We start from the raw sequence: 17,835 nt of genomic DNA, 5'->3' as shown, positions 1-17,835 counted from the left end.
GGGAGCGGCTGGCGACGGCCAGCGGTTCGGCGGGAGGAATCTCATGACGGGCACGCTGCTTCGGGTCGACCTCAGCACCGGCAAGATCAGCAAGGAGCCGATCGCCGAAGGGCTGTGGCGGCAATTCATCGGTGGTCGCGGCCTCGGCACCAAACTGCTGATGGACAACATGGACCCGCGCACCGACGCGTTGAGTCCGAACAATCCACTGATCTTCGCCTGCGGTCCACTGACCGGCACGTTCGCTCCCACCGGTGGACGGTACATGGTGATCACCAAGTCGCCGCTGACGGACGGCGTGGCTTGCTCCAACTCCGGCGGCTATTGGGGGCCGGCGCTGCGCTACTCGGGCTACGACTTTCTGATGATAGAAGGCGCGGCGAAGGAACCGGTGTATCTCTGGATTCATGACGATGCGGTCGAGATTCGCAGCGCCAAGCACGTGTGGGGCAAGTTGGTTGCAGACACGGAAGACATCTTGCGCCAAGACACCCATCCGGATGCGCGCGTCGCTTTGATCGGGCCGGCGGGCGAGAATTTGTCGCGTGTCGCTTGCGTGATGAACGACAAGGGCCGCGCGGCGGGGCGGTCTGGTGTCGGCGCGGTGATGGGCTCGAAGAATCTCAAGGCGGTGGTCGCGTACGGAACCAAAGGTTTGCGCATCGTCAAGCCGCGCGAGTTCGCGGTGGTGACGCGCAAGGTGATCGCGGACGTCGCGAACTCTCCGGTGAGCTCCGGATTGAGCATGCTCGGCACGGCGGGGACCGTCGGCTACATGAACATGGTTGGCATGTTGCCGACCAACAACTTTCAGACCGGCATCTTTCACGGTGCGGACAAGGTCAACGGTGAGCGTGTCAAGAAGGACTTCATGACCCGCACTCGCGGTTGTCATAGCTGCACCATCAGTTGCGGCCGGGTTACCAAGATCACCGGCCACGGCTCGCTCGATGGCCACGGCGAAGGGCCCGAGTACGAGACGATCTTCGGCCTCGGCACCACCTGTGGCGTGGACAACCTCGCCGCCATCATCAAGGCGAACTATCTGTGCAACGAGCTGGGCATGGATACAATCGAGGCCGGTTGCGCGATCGCTACCGCGATGGAGTTGGCGGAGAAGGGCTACCTGCCGGCGAAGGACGTTGGCTTCGCGTTGAAGTTCGGCGACGCCGAGGCGTTGATCAACTTGATGGACGCGATGGCGTATCGAAAAGGATTCGGTGACGCGCTGGCGGAAGGCGGCTACCGGGTCGCCGAGCGCTATGGTCATCCGGAACTGTTCATCGGCTCTAAGAAGCAGGCGTTCGCGGCGTACGATCCGCGCGGTTCGGTCGGCATGGGGCTGGGCTATGCGACGTCGAATCGTGGCGCGTGTCACTTGCGTGGCTATGCGGTGTCGCTCGAACACTTTGGCAATCCCGTGAAGCTCAATCCGTTCACTCCCAACGAGAAGGCGATGTGGCTGACGATCCTGCAGAACGGGACGTCGTTCGTTGATGCCAGCGGTGTGTGCCTGTTCTCAACGATGGCGATGACGCCGGAAGGGTTGCCCAGCATGGTGAGCGAGGCAACCGGCTTCGACATCAGCCCCGACGAGGCGCAGTTGATCGGCGATCGCATCTGGAACTTGGAGCGGCTGTTCAACAATCAAGCGGGGATGACCAGGAAGGACGACAGCCTGCCGCCGCGGATGCTGAACGATCCGTTGACCGAAGGACCATCGGCCGGGCACGTCGTGCCGCTGGAGCAGATGCTGACGGAGTACTACGCGCAGCGCGGGTGGGACACCGAAGGTCGGCCGACGAAGGAGAAACTGGCGCAACTTGGATTGGTGTGAACCGAAATGACGCGGATGGCGGATAGCAGATGGGTGCATGGCCGGAGTTTTACGCGACGATGACCTTTCAGCGACTCGCCACGAGCGATAGACCGGCAGCGATGGGTACGTCATGGATCTGAGCTGGCTGTCACAACCGCGGGCGGTGGGTCGCGGTCTCGTCACCGCGTTCTTCGCCGTTGTCTTCCTGCAGTCCGCGATCGACAAGCTGGTCGATCGCGAAGGCAACCTCGGATTCTTCAGCGATCACTTCAAGAACAGCGCGGTGGCGGGCTTGGTGCCGTTGATGTTCTGGACGCTGACGCTGCTGGAAGCGACCGCCGGTGGTCTGTGCGCGTTGGGCATCCTCATCTTCGACTTCACGCACGAGGGGCTGAGCGTATCTTCCTGTGGCGTAATCGCCGCGGGCATCGCGCTGCTGAGCTTGCTGCTGGGACAGCGATTGGCGAAGGACTACGCCGGTGCGGCAGTGGTTGCCGCGTACTTCGCGGTAGCGTTGATCGGCCTCGCGTTGTTCTGAACGCGAGGCGTCGCTTGTACGACTTGCAACGTTGCGCGCCAGCTCTGAGATCGTCGCCTGCGATCTCAGAGCTGGCGTCGTCTCAAGGCGCCGACGCGACTCACCGCGCCTTCAGCGGTTTGTTTGCCGCTTGTGGATTCAGAACCAAATGCTGAGCCAACTCCACGACGGCCTGCTCGATGCACGCTCGTAGGGCTGCGTCGCTGCCCTCCTTCGTCGAGTGTGACACGTCGAGGTCGGCGTCCGCGTCGCGAAACCACTTGAACCATTTTCCCAGGAGTTTGCCGATCCCCGTCGCCTCAGTGCCTTTCGTCTGAATCGCTTTGCTGACGTTCACCGAATCGCGCACTTCGCGTGTCTTCACATCGATGATCCGAACATCGATGCCGATGCCGTCGGCGCTTTGATTCGACGTAGTCTCCATGCCTTCGGCAACGATGCGTATCTTGTCGGCAGTCTCTCCCGCATTCGCCTCCGAGACTTTCCCTTTCAGGATGTAGTCGTACGGCACTGCCTGCGCGCGGCCGGCGTGCTTGCCGGGCGCGGCCGGCCGGTCGTCAGGTTCCACGACCGCGAAGGCGCCTGACTCGACCAAGGCCGTGGTCAGCATGTCGGTTGCGGCTTGTGTCGATACCATCTGCGGCGCCACACTTTCGAACTCACCGATGAGCACGCGCTTCTTTGCGCCGGCGAAACGCGGCAGCGATCGCAGGGCTTCGCTGGTAGCGGACGGTTCTGCCACCGGCGACTGCGACTTCTGCGGAGCACACGCCCACAGCATGCTCACGAGCATGACCAACACGAACCCGACCGAACCTCTTCCGAACCGGTCCCTTTCGATCTTCATGTCGTCCTCCTTTCGAGACAAGGTCAGCGAACTTCGCTGCAACAAGCAGCCCGCCTCCACACGATCGCGCCCGCCCCATCGGGGCTACGTTTGCAGTTATGCAGTCGCATAGGCGCCGAACATCCAAACCGCTTCTGATCAAGAGTAGAACAAGGGCCGTGCCAACGATCGCTCGGCACCCGCGACGACGGTTGGTAGGAGAGTAATGCTGCGCCTCTGCTACCTGACGGTGGCAGGTGCCACCGGAAGTTGGCAGGTGGTATCGGAAGGTACCAGGTGTGGAGCGCGGACTAGTTCAGCTGACCACCCAGGTATCGCCGCGGCCGAAGAGTTCGTCGAGATCGCCGGGGCCGAGCTTGGCTTTGGCCTGCTCGACCTGATGGACGAGCGCTTCCTCGTAGGTCGGGCGGCTGACGGCGCGGAAGACGCCGATTGGGGTCGGAAACTTCGGCGGCTGCATGGTGCTGAGCAGGAACGCGAGTACGGGATCCGACTCGTCGTGTACGATGAGGTCCGCTTCGGTCGAGTCCTTTCCGAGGTGCGCGACTTCAAGCGAATGGCCCCGCATGCGGATACCTTTGTCGCGGTCCTTGCCGAAACGGAGTGGCTGGCCGTGTTCAAGCAGCAGTTGGGTCTCGGCTTTGGTTTCCTTCTCGGTCAGATCCGCGAAGGCGCCGTCGTTGAAGATGTTGCAGTTCTGAAGAATCTCGACGAACGCAGTGCCCTTGTGCTCGAAGGCGCGCCGCACGATCTCTTGCAAGTGCTTGGCCTCGACATCGATGGTACGCGCGACGAAGGTACCTTCGGCTCCGAGGGCGACGGAAATCGGATGGAATGGATGATCGAGCGAACCCATCGGCGTGGACTTGGTGATCTTGCCTTCCTCCGAGGTTGGCGAGTACTGGCCCTTGGTCAAACCGTAGATGCGATTGTTGAATAGCAGGATGTTGAGGTCGAGGTTGCGACGCAGCGCATGGATGAGGTGGTTGCCGCCGATGCTGAGCGCGTCACCGTCGCCGGTGACCACCCACACCGACAATTCCGGCCGGCTCGCTTTGAGTCCCGTGGCGATCGCCGGGGCGCGCCCGTGGATGGTGTGAAAGCCGTACGTGTTGACGTAGTAGGGAAAGCGGCTGGAACAGCCGATGCCGGAGAGGAACACGAAGTTCTCACGCGGCACACCCAGTTCGGGCAAGACCTTCTGGACTTGGGCGAGGATGGCGTAGTCGCCGCAGCCGGGACACCAGCGAACATCCTGATCGCTGACGAAGTCCTTCCGGGTGAGTTTGGTCGCGGGGGCGGTTGGCATCTTAGGCCTCCAGCAGCCGCTGAATGCGGCCGACGATCTCGTGCACTTTGAATGGTTGACCTTGAATCTTGTTCAGGCCGATCGCATCGACGAGGTACTCGGCGCGGATGACCTTCAACAGTTGGCCAAGGTTGATTTCCGGGATCAGCACGCGTTCGAAGCGGCGGAGAATGTCGCCCAAGTCCGGCGGTAGCGGGTTGAGGTGGCGCAGGTGGACGTGCGAGACCGCGTGCCCGGCTACCTGCAACTCCTTGGTGGCCGCGGCGATCGCTCCGAAGGTGCTGCCCCAGCCGACAACGAGAACTGTGCCGGTCGCTGGTCCGTGGACTTCTGTAGGCGGAATCTCGCGCGCGATGCCGGCGATCTTGCGCGCCCGCACGCGCACCATCTGTTCGTGATTCATGGGCGCGTAGCTGACGTTGCCGGTGAGGTACTCTTTTTCGATGCCGCCGATGCGATGTTCGAGGCCGGGCGTACCCGGGATCACCCAGGGTCGCGACAGCGTCTGCTCGTCGCGCAGGTACGGGTAGTAGCCGTTGGGATCGGTGCGAAAGCTGACCGGGACCTCCGGTAAGTCACTGGCCTTGGGCAGGAGCCACGGCTCGGCGCCGTTGGCGAGGTAGCCGTCAGAGAGGAAGACCACCGGGGTCATGTACTTCAGTGCGATCCGCACACACTCGAACACCGTCGCGAAGCAGTCGGCGGGTGTGCAGGCGGCCAGGACTGGCACGGGTGACTCGCTATTGCGACCGTACAACGACATCAGCAGATCCGCCTGCTCGGTCTTGGTCGGCAACCCGGTGCTAGGCCCGCCGCGCTGGATGTCGGCGATCACCAGCGGCAACTCGACCGACACTGCCAGGTTGACCGTTTCGGCTTTGAGGCACATTCCCGGACCGCTGGTGGTGGTGATGCCGATCGCGCCACCGAAGGCTGCGCCCAACGCGGCGCCGACGCCGGCGATTTCGTCCTCGGCTTGGAAGGTGTAGACGTCGAAATTCTTGTACGTCGCCATCTCGTGCAGGATGTCGCTGGCCGGGGTGATGGGGTAGCTGCCGAGGAAGATCGGCAAGCCGGCACGGCGCGCCGCAGCGACAAATCCGAGCGCGGCGGCGGAGTTGCCCGTGATGTTGCGATACTTGCCGGGGGCGATCGGCGCCGGCGCGACCGTATAGGAGGTGTGGAACAGTTCGGTGGTGTCGCCGAAATTGTATCCGGCCTTGAGCGCACGCACGTTGGCTTCGACGAGCACCGGCGTTTTCTTGAAACGCTGCTCGATGAAACTGATCGAGGCGTCGATCGGGCGGTGGAACAACCACGAGGTCAGCCCGAGGGCGAAGAAATTCTTACACCGCACGGTGGTGCGCTGCGGCAGACTCAAGTCCTGCAGTGCGTTGGTGGTGAGTTTGGTGATGTCGATCGGGTAGACTTGAAATTTCGCCAACGAGCCGTCGCTGAGCGGATTCCGCGGATACTCGGCCTTCTTGAGGTTTTGCTCGTTGAAGGTTTCCTTGTCGACGATGAGGATGCCGTTGGGTTTGAGGTCCTCGATGTTCACTTTGAGCGCGGCCGGATTCATTGCTACCAAAACGTCGGGACTGTCGCCGGGGGTGAACACTTCGCGACTGGAGAAGTGGAGTTGAAAGCCGCTGACTCCGGCGAGCGTGCCCGCGGGTGCGCGGATCTCGGCCGGAAAGTCGGGCAGCGTGCTCAGGTCGTTACCGGCGAGCGCGGTTTCTGTCGTGAACTGCGCGCCCGTGACTTGCATGCCGTCGCCGGAGTCGCCGGCAAAGCGGATGACAACAGTCTCGCGCTCTTCGACAGACTTCGGTGCCGCAACGGCGGCAGCAGATTCGGGGGCAGCGGGCGACATTACTCCTCCTTGCAATCAGGCGAACGGGCTACGCCGACACCGCGTTGAATATAGCGGGCGAGTTTCGGCGACTCAACATCGATCGGCTCAGGCGGCGGCTTCGACAGCCGTCACTTCGTAGGGTCGGTCGCCGAGATCGAGGGCGCCCGTGATGACGATCTTGGTCGAGAATTCGTTCTCGATAGCGTGTACCGCGGCGGCTTCCGTGGTCGCCAGAAAATCCGCGACGCGCTGCGGCACGCGGATCTCCAAACGTTCCACCCGCGGGTTAGCGGCGGCCTCGCGGCGAATCCGGCGGAGCACCTCGTAGGCGAGGGTCTCGGCGCTGCGGACCATGCCGCGGCCGTCGCAACCCGGGCACGGTTCGCCGAGGAGTTGGAGGAGATTCTCTCCGCGTCGCTTGCGCGTCATCTCGACGATCCCGAGATCGGAGATGTGCAGAATGTTGGTGCGGGCTTTGTCTTTGCGGACCGCATCGCTCAGGGCATCGTAGACCTTCTTGCGGTTGACCGCTTTTTCCATGTCGATGAAGTCGATGATGATCAAGCCACCGATGTTGCGGAGGCGCAGTTGCTCGACGATGATCTTGGTGGCCTCCAGGTTGGTCCGCAGCACGGTTTCCTCTTGCGTGGTTTTGCCGACGTAACGGCCGGTATTGACGTCGATGGCGGTCAGAGCTTCGGTGTGATCGATGACGATGTAGCCACCCGACTTAAGCCAGACGCGGCGTTCGAGCGCCTTGTTGAGCTGCGCCTCGACAGTGAAGCGATCGAAGATCGCCTGGCGATCGGTGTACTGCTCGACGCGATCTGTGAACCGCGGCATCACGGCTTCGAGAAATTCGATGATGCGCGAATGGTCGCGGCTGCTATCGATGACGACGCGCTGCACGTCGGCGGTGAAGAGGTCGCGGATCGAACGCAGAATCAGATCCATGTCGTAGTGCAACAGCAGCGGCGCGGCGCCTTCGCTCTTCTTCTGGATGCGGCTCCACAGGCGCAGGAGGAACCGCACGTCGCCCTGCATCTCGCGTTTGCTGAGTCCCTCGCACGCGGTGCGGATGATGAAGCCGGCGGTCGGCGGCCGCAGTTCATCCACGGCGGCCTTCAAGCGTGCGCGCTCGTCCGGATCTTCGATCCGACGCGATACGCCGACGTGGTTGGTCAAAGGCATGTACACCAAGTGGCGGCCCGGGATCGCGATGTGCGACGTGACACGGGCACCTTTGCTCCCGATCGGGCCGTTGGCGACTTGGACGATAATTTCCTGTCCCTTCTTGAGTAGGGTCTCGATCGGTGCGGGTCCCACTAGTGAGGGTTGCTGACTGTCGCCTGTGCCGGCGTCGGCCGTCGTCGCCGTGGGTATCGCCGCCGGATGGCCGCCGTTCTCGTCGTCGTAATCGGTCAGCACTTCATCGCCCGTGCTCGGATAGAAGTCGGCAGCGCGCAGGAAGGCCGCCTTCTCCAGGCCGATATCAACGAACGCTGCCTGCATGCCAGGCAGCACGCGAGTGACGCGCCCCTTATAGATGTTGCCGGCAATGCCGCGCCCGCGCGCGCGCTCGATGAAGACTTCAACCAGACGGTTGTCTTCCAGCAGCGCGACCCGAGCTTCCTGCGGGGTCGAGTTGATGATGATCTGGCGTGGCACTGGCGTCAGCGCACGGGCATCAACCCGATGTGCAGCTCGTTGGCAACAGCTCCCACTGCGGATCCGTGGCGGGCCGTCAGTGGTGGTTCCGAGTCCTGGTGAACCCGATCGACCGAGGTTGCAGTGGCGTACATGACCCCCTCCCCATCAACCCAACACCCGCGCGCATCATAGGGGCAAGGACTCTACGGTGCAAGGCTGTATCTTCATTGGCTGCTGGTGCTACGCGTCACAATGTTGACTTCTCTGCCCCTGGCGGGTAGCGTGGCGCAACTTCGCGGCGGCGGGTGCCATGGTTGCGGAATGTTGGCGACTGCAAGCGTACTTAATACCAAGGTTCTAGTTCTCAACCGATCGTTCCTACCGATTCACATCACCTCGGTTCGCCGGGCATTTGCCCTGCTCTATCAGGGAGTTGCTGAGGCAGTAAACGGTCAGTACCAGACCTTCGACTTTGAGAGTTGGAGCACGCTATCGGCGTCGGTCCACGACGACACGGTCGGTATGGTCAATCGGGTCATCCGGGTACCTCGGGTCATTTTACTCGTTGCATACGACCGTTTGCCGCGGCGCCAGGTGCGGTTTAGCCGCTTCAATATCTATGCGCGGGACCGCAACACATGCCAGTATTGTGGCCATCGTTTTTCACGCGCCGAGCTGAACCTTGATCACGTGGTGCCGCGCTCGCAGGGGGGGACGTCTCGCTGGGAGAATGTCGTATGCTCGTGCCACGAGTGCAATCGTCGCAAGGGCGGCCGCACCCCGGAGCAGGCCCGCATGCACCTGCGGCGTCAGCCGCGGCGGCCGGAATGGACGCCATTCATGATGCAGACCTTCAGCCTGCGCCACTACGAAGAGTGGGTGCCATTCCTCTCGACGGTGGACGCTTCGTATTGGAATACGGAACTCCAAGAATGAGGGAGCTAAGGTGGGGTTGAGTGGTTGGGGCAACGAACAGCGCGACGCGATCCGGTTGACGGGTCGTCAAACGCTGTGAAATACTCGCACGTGGGGTGGTGGTGATGGCATGCGGATCAAGCAGCTTGAGTTAGCCGGCTTCAAATCGTTCGCGGACCGTACGGTCCTGAATTTTCCCTCGCGAGTTACCGGCATTGTCGGGCCGAACGGCTGCGGCAAATCGAACGTCGTCGACGCGATTCGTTGGGTGCTGGGCGAGCAGAGCCCCAAGCATCTGCGCGGCATCGCGATGGAGGACGTAATCTTCAACGGCAACGAACGCCACGCGCCCCTCGGCATGGCGGAGGTCTCGATCCTGTTCGAGAGTACCGGCGAGACTCGCGCGACCGCTCAGCCGCTCGATCCCGATCTCGACGTCTCGACGGTCCCGGCGCACTTCCGCGATTTGGCAGAGATCATGGTGACGCGCCGCTACTTCCGCTCCGGGGAGTCGGAATACTTCATCAATAAGACCGCTTGTCGCCTCAAGGATATCACCGAATTGTTTCTCGGCACCGGCATCGGCAGCAAGGCCTATGCGATCATCGAGCAAGGCCGCGTCGAGCAGCTGGTGAACGCGAAACCGGAAGATCGACGGCTGTTCATCGAAGAAGCCGCCGGCACCACGCTCTATCGTAGCCGCAAGCTCGCGGCGGAGCGCAAGATGGAACGTACCCGCGAGAACTTGTCGCGCGTCACCGACATCCTGCACGAGCTCGAGCGGCAGATTCAGTACCTCAATCGTCAAGCGAAGCGGGCTGAACAGTATCGCGCATTGCAAGAAGAGATGCGGGCTCTCGATCTGACCGTGGCTAGCTACCAGTGGCGGCAGCTGTCAGCGGATATCGTGCGACTGGAGGAGGAGCGCCGCCAGACGGTTGCCGAGCAGGAGCGATTGCAGCATGAGGTGGCAGCACTCGAATCAACCCGCGAGGCGGTGAGCGCCGCAGTGAGCGCGGCCGAGGCACACCTCGGGCAACGGCGCGAAGCACTTGCGGTGCTGGACGCTGAACGCGAGAGCCAGGGCCAGCGCATCGACATGCTGCGCCAGGAAGTGCGCGAGCGCGCGCGTCGCTTGGGCCGGCTCGACGCCGAACGCGACGCGCTGCAGAATCGCAGTGCGGGGTTGGCCCGCGAGTTGGCGGCGGCGGAACGCGATCGCGACGAGTGCGCGCAATTGTTTCTATTTGAAGAGGGTGAGCTGAAAGGGCGCGAGACAGACCTTGCGGCGGCGCGTGAGGCGCAGCGGGGTGTGCAGCGCGCGGCGGAGGACGCCAAGGGTCACGTGATCGCACTGGTCACACGCATGGCTGAAGTGCGCAACGAGATCGCCGCAGTGACGCGGCGGCGCGACGATGTGCAGCGCCGGCTGGCGCGGCTCGCCGACGATCGGCAGGCGTTGGCGACGCAATTGGAAACAACCGAGCATGAACTCACCGCGCGCGGGCGTGCTGCCGTGGCCTTGCAAGAGCGGCTGCAGACTGCCGCTGGCGAGAAGGAGCACCGCGCGGCACAGATCCGCGCGCTCGCCGAAGAGCGTCGGCGTTGCGAGCGCGAATTGAACGACTTGCGCGCGCAGCTGGTCGGGACGCAGTCGCGGCTGCGCTCGCTGGAAGAAATTCAGCGTAACTACGAGGGCTATCAACCCGGCGTCCGTTCGATCATGGCGCAGGAACAGCCGGCGCATGGGGTACTCGGCGTCGTCGCCGACGTCATCGGAATTCCGCGTGAGTACGAACGCGCCGTCGCCGCCGCGCTCGGCGATCGACTGCAGTACGTCATCGTTGAAGGTGCCGAAGACGGAGCTGGGGCAGTCAGCAACCTGCGCGAGCACGCCTCCGGCCGCGGTAGTTTCATCCCGGTTGTGCCACGGCCTGTGCCGCTCAACGGTCTGGGGGCCGCGGGTATGAACGGCAACAGCTCGCGCTTGCTCGACCTCGTGCAGGTCGACGACCGCTATCGGCAGGTCGCCGAAGCGCTGCTCGGTGAAGTCGTTCTGGTCCCGGATCTCAAGTCGGCGTTGTCGATCTGGCATCAGAACGGACGCTACGTGACGATGGTGACGCCCGAGGGCGATGTTGTCGATGCCAACGGCGTGATCACCGGCGGCAGTGAGGCACCGATTGAAGCCGAAATCCTGTCGCGCCGTCGCGAGTTGGCGGAGTTGTCGCAGCGTGCCGGCGTATTGGGGGCGCGGGTGGGCAAAGCCGAAGCGCAACTGGCAACCCTGTCGGAGCGCATCGCGGAAGAAGAAGCGGCCTTGGCTATCATCGATCACGATACTCACGCCGCCACGTTGGAACTGGTCGCGGCGGAAAAGGACGTCGAGCGCTTGGAGCATGAACGCCCACGCCTGACCGATCGCATCGAAGTCGTGCGCTTTGAAGCTGAGTCGCTCGCCGGCGAGATTAACCACGCGAACACCGAGCTGACGCAGTTGAGTGTCACGCTGGCGGGATACGGAGAGCAACACGCCGGGCGTGAGGAGGCGCTGCGCGCTCGACAAGCCGAAGTCGAAGTGGCGACTGATCGTGCTGAGACCCTTGCCACGGAGGTGACCGCAACCAAAGTGCGCGTGGCCGAGCGGCGCGAGCGCCAACACGCGGCGGGTGCGGCGCTCACGCGGCTCGTCGCCAACCGCGAGGATCTCGCCGAGCGTGAACGCTCGTTGCGCGGCGAGCACGAGGAAACCGCAAATGAGCGCACGGGTCTCGAACAATCCGTGCTTGCAGCAGGAGAAGTCGCCGCGGCGCAGGCGGCGCAGCGGGCGACCCTCGAAGCGGAGGTGAACGACGCGTTACACGGCGCCGAGACTGCGCAAGGCCTGCTCGGTGAGCAGGAACAAGCGGTGAATGCGCACCGCGAACAGCTCGATCGGGTGCGCGCACTACGCAGCGAAACAGACCTCGCGCTGGCGGAACGGCGGCTCAGTGGTGAGCATCTCCGTTCGAGCGTGCAGGAGAAGTACAGCCTCGATCTGACCCAAGAGGCGGCGGCGCACACGGAAATGCCCGCGGAGGGTGCGACCGAGCGGCTGCAGACGTTGCGCGAACGCATCGCACGTATCGGCGAAGTCAATGTGAGTGCCATCGACGAGTTGCGCGAGCTGGAAGAGCGCGCGCAGTTCCTGTGCACGCAGAAGGAGGACTTGGAGCGGTCGTTGGCGGATCTCGAACGCACGATTCAGCAGCTCAATCGCGCCTCGCGGGCACGCTTTGCGGAGACGTTCGCCAAGGTCAATGAACGTTTTCAAGTGGTCTTTCCGCGCTTGTTCCGTGGCGGCGAGGCGAGACTGGTGCTCACCGACGAGCACAATCTTCTTGAGAGCGGCGTCGAAATCGTCGTTCGCCCGCCGGGCAAGCGGCTCGAAACCGTCAGCCTGCTCTCTGGCGGCGAGAAGGCGTTGGTGGCAACGAGCCTGATCTTCTCGTTGTTCCTCATCAACCCGACGCCGTTCTGTTTCCTCGACGAAGTCGACGCACCGCTCGATGACGCCAACATCGGCCGCTTTACCCAGATGGTACGGGAGATGAGCGACACGTCGCAGTTCATCGTCATCACCCACAACAAGCGGACGATGGAATGTGCCGAGACGCTCTACGGTGTCACCATGCAAGAGCCGGGGCTGTCGAAGGTGATCGCGGTCGCGATGCACTAGTCCGGATTGTCGCTGCAGCGGTGGTGAGACTGTCGAGGCGGCCGCGGCACCACGAAGCACGAAGAGGATTTTGGTGCGGGCCATCGAACCAGTGTTCTGATGTTCTGCGGCCCGCGTCCTTCGTGATTGGATGTCATGCCCCTCGGTCCCGAATTGATTGCCGGTTTGACGGCGGGCGGGTTGCTCGTCTTCGGTGGACTGATTGCGTGGTTGTCGCGCCGCGCGCGCGGGCGGGCGGAACTATCAGCACCCGCGCACGGTCATACTGAAACACGCGACGAGGCTACCGCTCCGTGGGCGACGTTTCGCTCGGGGCTGAGCAAGACGCGCCAAGTGTTCGGCACTCGCCTCCGTGACGTGCTGGGGCGCGACCGGACGCGGGAGGCGTGGCTGAACGACTTGGAGGAAGCGCTGATTCTGGCCGACGTCGGGATGGCTACCACGCAAGGTCTGATCCGTTCGCTGCGCAAACGATCCGGACTCGTTTCGGCCGACGCGGTCGTGTCGGCACTCAAGGCGGAAATCCGTTTGCTGTTGGAGGACGGGGCGGGGGTGGAACGCGCCGCGCGGCCGCACGTCATCTTGGTGGTTGGCGTGAACGGGGTCGGCAAGACAACAACGATCGGCAAGCTTGCGCATCGCTACAAGCAGGAGGGGAAATCGGTCTTGCTGGTGGCCGGCGACACCTTTCGCGCCGCCGCGACCGAGCAGTTGGAGGTGTGGGCGGAACGTGTCGGTTGCGACATCGTGAAACACAAGAGCGGCGCGGACCCAGCGGCGGTGGTGTTCGATGGGTTGAGGGCGGCGCAGACCCGCGGTACCGATGTGGCGATCATCGACACCGCCGGCCGCCTGCACGTGAAAGTCAACCTGATGGAGGAGCTGAAGAAGCTCGTCCGCGTGATCAGTCGCGAGGTTCCGGGCGCGCCGCATGAGGCGTTCCTCGTGCTCGACGCCAGCACCGGCCAGAACGCTCTCAGCCAAACCAAACTCTTCCGCGATACGCTGCCCCTCACCGGCGTGATCCTCACTAAGCTCGACGGCACCGCTAAAGGTGGTGCCGTGCTCGCCGTGAAGAGAGAGTTGAACCTGCCGCTCTGCTATCTCGGCCTCGGTGAAGGGATCAACGATCTGCGTCCCTTCGACGCGGCCGCGTTTACTGACGCGTTGTTCGAGCCCGACTCGGCAGGGTAGGGAAGCGCCAATGTCCATTTTGCGGATTCCCTACACTCCTCGATCCGCACGGCACACGCTGCCGCGGGCCCGTCGCGCGCAGTCGACGACCGCCTGTTGCTTGACTGCCCTCGCGGCCCTCCCTATTTTGGGCCGGTGCTTTGAGCTGTGAAGGGTATGAGTTTGGAGAATTTGAAACTTCTGGAAACGAAAATCGATCGCCTTTTGGCCCAGCACGAGAAGATTCGGCATGAGCGCGACGTGCTCGGGCAGCGGATGAAGGAAAAGGAGGCCCAATTCGCGCAGCTGGCGGGGCAGGTCAGACAATTCGAGCAGGAACGGAACGATCTCAAGACTCGGTTGGAGCGCATTCTCGGCCGACTCGAGGGCCTCGACCTCGGATGAACCCGAGCCGGATGGTGTCATGAAGCAACCGGTCGACGTGGTGATCATGGGTCAGATGTTGACCGTTGCGAGTGATGACGGCCCGGAGCATGTGCGGGCGGTGGCGCGGTTTGTTGATGACCAAATGCGTGCGATGACGGCGGAGGGGAGGGCGGTGGCGACCATCGACGTCGCCCTCCTTGCGGCATTGAATATTGCGAGCAAATATCAGAAACTGAAGCGGGAACATCAGGAACTGACAGAGACGATCGATCGTCTGTCCCGGCGCCTCCTCGCGGAGATCCCGGGCTGACGCACTGAAAGAAAGGAGACCGATCGGGAGATCACGCCGAATATCCCCCCAGCGCGCATGGCGCGCTGGATGCTGCTAGCTGACGGCTATGCATTGGGGATAAGGTTAGGCATCCCGGTGCAAGGGTCGTTGGGCGTGGGGTTTTGGGGAAAACTACGGACAGCAACTGGATACTGCGAATGCTCAAGTGCCGTGAAGTGTCACCGCATCATCCTTGTCGTGGAAGTCAGGCGACGAGTTGCTCCAATTGGGAAATCCCTCGATGAGTACCGTTGAATCCCCAAACGAACAGTACGCCGTGACGTAACGAGCGACTCGCACCGAGGTGCCTGGCGGTTCGGCCTCCCCGTGCGGAGCAATGACCCGGGTACCACTTCAACACGGCACATCAGCGTGCCGTTGGTCGGCATACGTGGTGATCACTGCAACGGGCGTATACTGCGCCCGCGCCGGGTCGCTGTGCGTTCGGCGCCGGAAGGCGCCGGTAGACGTATTTTCTCAAACAAACTTATCGGCCGTCTCGCCTATGGCGCCGTGTGCTGCGGGGCGGAGACGTTTGAAAACTGGGAGCTGCTGCGCTGAGGTTCGGTTGCGAGTGGAAGGCAGCTCCAGAAAGGACAGCGACAAGCATGACAGACTACGTGATCATGTTGATTGCGACGGTAGTATTGGCAGCCGTACTCGCATGGCTATTGGATCAGCTCCGCCAGCGACAGAATGTGCAACAGCGACAAGCAGCAAGCGATTCCGCCGAGCGAGCGCTCCAGGAGGCGCGCACTGAGGCGGAGGCGATTCGGAAGGAAGCCGATCTTCGCGCAAAGGAAACGATTCTTCAGGCCAAGGCCGACGCCGAGAAGGAAGGGCGGGAACTACGACGAGAGATTCAACAGACGGAGCGGCGCCTGGTTGGCAAGGAGGAGGTACTCGACAAGCGGGCGGAGCAGATCGAAAAGCGCGATCAGGACTTCAATCGGCGCGATCAGGCGGTGCGCCAGCGTGAGCGGGCGATCACGGATAAGGAGGCCGAGTACACCGGGCTGCTCGACGAGACCCGCGCGCAATTGGAGCAGGCCGCCGGGCTCACTCGCGAGGAAGCCAAGCGTACGTTGATCCAGCAAATGATGGACCAAGCGCGCCACGAAGGTGCCAAACACATCCGCCAGATCGAAGAGGAGGCCAAAGCCGAGGCTGATCGAAAGGCGAAGAAGATCGTAAGCATTGCGATCGAGCGGTTGGCCGGTGAGTTCGTCGCTGAGCGCACGGTGACGTCGGTTCACTTACCCAACGACGACATGAAGGGTCGGATTATTGGCCGCGAGGGTCGGAACATCCGTGCGATCGAAGCGGCGACCGGGGTTGACCTGATCGTCGATGACACGCCGGAGACAGTGATCGTGTCGTGTCACAATCCGATCCGGCGTGAGATCGCGCGCGTGGCGATCGAACGGCTGATTTCGGACGGCCGTATTCATCCGGGCCGAGTTGAAGAGGTGGTGCGGAAGGCGGAGCAGGAAGTCGAAGAGAGTGTGCGCGAGGCGGGGCAGAAAGCGCTGATCGAGGTCGGAGTGCACGGCGTCCATCCGGAACTCGTGAAGCTGGTCGGTATGCTCAAATATCGCTACAGCTACGCGCAGAACGTGTTGATGCACTCGATCGAGTGCGCCTTCATCGCCGGTGCGATGGCGGCGGAACTGGGATTGAATGAGAAGCAGGCGCGCCGGGCCGGGTTGCTGCACGACATCGGCAAGGCGCTCACGCACGAAGTCGAAGGCTCGCACGCGATCATCGGCGCTGACATCGCACGGAAATACGGCGAGTCGGCCAAGATCGTCAACGCGATCGCGGCGCATCACGAAGAGGTGAAGGCGGAAACGATCCTTGCACCGCTGGTTGACGCAGCCGATGCGCTCTCCGGTGCCCGCCCCGGGGCACGGCGGGAGGTGCTCGAGAGCTATGTGCGGCGGTTGGAGGATCTTGAGCGAATCAGCAACTCGTTCAAGGGTGTCGAGAAGTCCTTCGCGGTACAAGCCGGTCGCGAGATTCGAATCATCGTCGAACCGCGCTCGACTAACGACGAGCAAGCGACGATGCTGGCGCGCGATGTCGCGCGCAAGATCGAGAACGAAATGACGTATCCTGGGCAGATCAAAGTGACCGTGATTCGGGAGACGCGCGCCAGTGAGATGGCGCGTTGATGCGAGCGGGCGACGGTGAGCGCAACGCGCGTGCGGCTGGGCTATGAAGATCCTGTTTCTCGGCGATGTAGTCGGCAAGCCCGGCCGGCACGCGGTGCGCTCGCTGTTGCCGCGCCTGATCACGACGGAGAAGCTGGCCTTCGTTGTTGTGAATTGTGAGAATGTCGCCGGGGGTACAGGTGTCGATCCAGGCACAGCAAGGGAGTTGTTCGACGCGGGAGCAGACGTACTCACGTCGGGCAACCATATCTGGCGGAGCAAGGACATTGTCGAGTACATCGACCATGAAGAACGGCTGTTGCGGCCGGCGAATTTCCCCGCCGGAGTGCCGGGCCGCGGTTGGGTGGTGCGGGAGTTGCCGGGTGGTCAGCGCATCGCCGTCGTGAATCTGATTGGGCGCGTATTTATGGATAGCGTGGACTGTCCGTTTCAGCTGGCCGAGCGGCTCATGCCGGAACTCTTGGCGCAGACGCCCATAGTCATCGTGGACATGCACGGTGAGGCGACATCCGAGAAGTCGGCGATGGGCTGGCTGCTTGCGGGCCGAGCGTCGGCGGTGTTGGGCAGTCACACGCACGTCCAGACCGCCGATGAGCGGATACTCCCAGGCGGCACGGCTTACATGACGGACGTGGGAATGTGCGGGCCGATGGATTCGGTGATTGGCGTGCGCCGCGAGCAGGTGATTCAGCGATTCTTGGATCATATGCCAGTGCGGTTCGAGGTCGCGTCGGGGCCCGTTCTGGTGCAGGGTGCGATTGTGGACCTCGATGCAGCGACCGGCCGCGCCCTGAAGGTACGGCGGCTGCAGGAGCGCGTCGAGCGATGAAGTCGGTCTCGGAGCAACTGGCGATTCTGGGTCGCGGGACGGCGAATATCATCCCGCGGGAGGGACTCGAAGCCAAGCTTCGTGAAGAACGGCCGCTGCGAGTAAAGCTCGGCGTCGATCCGACGGCGCCCGACATTCACCTCGGACACACCGTACCGTTGCAGAAGCTGCGGCAGTTCCAAGATCTCGGGCACCATGCGCTGCTGTTGATCGGCGACTACACTGCGATGATAGGCGATCCCAGCGGGCGGTCGGCGACTCGTCCGCAGTTGACGCATGAGCAAGTGATG

The 17,835-nt window shown here is 62.8% G+C and carries 14 protein-coding genes (1 of these 14 cut by a window edge); 10 read left to right on the top strand and 4 right to left on the bottom strand.

Annotated features, from left to right (window positions below):
* The first annotated feature begins 43 nt into the window (after nucleotides 1–43).
* Complete coding sequence (locus HYR72_00385) at nucleotides 44–1,837, top strand: aldehyde ferredoxin oxidoreductase family protein (protein MBI1813415.1); 1,794 nt, start codon at nucleotides 44–46, stop codon at nucleotides 1,835–1,837.
* 112 nt (nucleotides 1,838–1,949) lie between these two features.
* Complete coding sequence (locus HYR72_00380) at nucleotides 1,950–2,357, top strand: DoxX family protein (GenBank protein MBI1813414.1); 408 nt, start codon at nucleotides 1,950–1,952, stop codon at nucleotides 2,355–2,357.
* A gap of 100 nt (nucleotides 2,358–2,457) precedes the next feature.
* Here HYR72_00380 and HYR72_00375 read toward each other — a convergent pair whose 3' ends face one another.
* The 4 genes from HYR72_00375 to HYR72_00360 form a co-directional block, all read right to left on the bottom strand.
* The gene (locus tag HYR72_00375) at nucleotides 2,458–3,204 is read right to left on the bottom strand and encodes a hypothetical protein (protein MBI1813413.1); all 747 of its coding nucleotides are present in this window, start codon (nucleotides 3,202–3,204) and stop codon (nucleotides 2,458–2,460) included.
* A 295-nt stretch (nucleotides 3,205–3,499) separates the two neighbouring features.
* Entirely contained in the window at nucleotides 3,500–4,513 is a 1,014-nt protein-coding gene (locus HYR72_00370) for a 2-oxoacid:ferredoxin oxidoreductase subunit beta (GenBank protein ID MBI1813412.1), read from the bottom strand.
* A gap of 1 nt (nucleotide 4,514) precedes the next feature.
* Nucleotides 4,515–6,386, bottom strand: a complete 1,872-nt coding sequence (locus HYR72_00365; GenBank protein MBI1813411.1) for a 2-oxoacid:acceptor oxidoreductase subunit alpha — start codon at nucleotides 6,384–6,386, stop codon at nucleotides 4,515–4,517.
* 87 nt (nucleotides 6,387–6,473) lie between these two features.
* Complete coding sequence (locus HYR72_00360; protein MBI1813410.1) at nucleotides 6,474–8,036, bottom strand: Rne/Rng family ribonuclease; 1,563 nt, start codon at nucleotides 8,034–8,036, stop codon at nucleotides 6,474–6,476.
* A gap of 303 nt (nucleotides 8,037–8,339) precedes the next feature.
* On the opposite strand from HYR72_00360, the gene HYR72_00355 reads away from it, so the two are divergent.
* The 8 genes from HYR72_00355 to HYR72_00320 all read left to right on the top strand — a co-directional run.
* Nucleotides 8,340–8,954 carry an HNH endonuclease gene (locus tag HYR72_00355; GenBank protein ID MBI1813409.1) on the top strand — a complete coding sequence of 205 codons (615 nt, stop codon included), beginning with the start codon at nucleotides 8,340–8,342 and terminating at the stop codon, nucleotides 8,952–8,954.
* A gap of 109 nt (nucleotides 8,955–9,063) precedes the next feature.
* Nucleotides 9,064–12,651, top strand: coding sequence for a chromosome segregation protein SMC (gene smc / locus HYR72_00350; protein ID MBI1813408.1), 3,588 nt, complete (start codon nucleotides 9,064–9,066; stop codon nucleotides 12,649–12,651).
* A 135-nt stretch (nucleotides 12,652–12,786) separates the two neighbouring features.
* Nucleotides 12,787–13,845, top strand: coding sequence for a signal recognition particle-docking protein FtsY (ftsY, locus tag HYR72_00345; GenBank protein MBI1813407.1), 1,059 nt, complete (start codon nucleotides 12,787–12,789; stop codon nucleotides 13,843–13,845).
* Nucleotides 13,846–14,001: 156 nt separating this feature from the next.
* Nucleotides 14,002–14,229: a cell division protein ZapB gene (gene zapB / locus HYR72_00340; protein MBI1813406.1), complete on the top strand. Its 228-nt coding sequence runs from the start codon at nucleotides 14,002–14,004 to the stop codon at nucleotides 14,227–14,229.
* 19 nt (nucleotides 14,230–14,248) lie between these two features.
* Nucleotides 14,249–14,521 (top strand): cell division protein ZapA, encoded by a 273-nt coding sequence (locus HYR72_00335; GenBank protein ID MBI1813405.1) that lies wholly within the window; start codon nucleotides 14,249–14,251, stop codon nucleotides 14,519–14,521.
* Nucleotides 14,522–15,150: 629 nt separating this feature from the next.
* A complete protein-coding gene (gene rny / locus HYR72_00330) occupies nucleotides 15,151–16,716 on the top strand; it encodes a ribonuclease Y (GenBank protein MBI1813404.1) in 1,566 nt (521 codons plus the stop codon).
* Between the two features lie 43 nt (nucleotides 16,717–16,759).
* On the top strand, nucleotides 16,760–17,545 hold the full coding sequence (locus HYR72_00325; protein ID MBI1813403.1) for a TIGR00282 family metallophosphoesterase: 786 nt from the start codon (nucleotides 16,760–16,762) through the stop codon (nucleotides 17,543–17,545).
* A protein-coding gene (locus tag HYR72_00320; protein MBI1813402.1) for a tyrosine--tRNA ligase crosses the window boundary here: on the top strand, nucleotides 17,542–17,835 show its beginning. 909 nt of this gene lie beyond the right edge of the window; only the first 294 of its 1,203 coding nucleotides appear in the window; the start codon lies at nucleotides 17,542–17,544; its stop codon lies off the right edge, out of view. The genes HYR72_00325 and HYR72_00320 overlap by 4 nt, the downstream gene beginning before the upstream one ends.

It is taken from the genome of Deltaproteobacteria bacterium (genome assembly GCA_016178705.1).
Classification (GTDB): Bacteria; Desulfobacterota; Binatia; order HRBIN30; family JACQVA1; genus JACOST01.
Note: the sequence above shows the minus strand (reverse complement) of the source record. Positions and strands in the feature narration are given on the sequence as shown.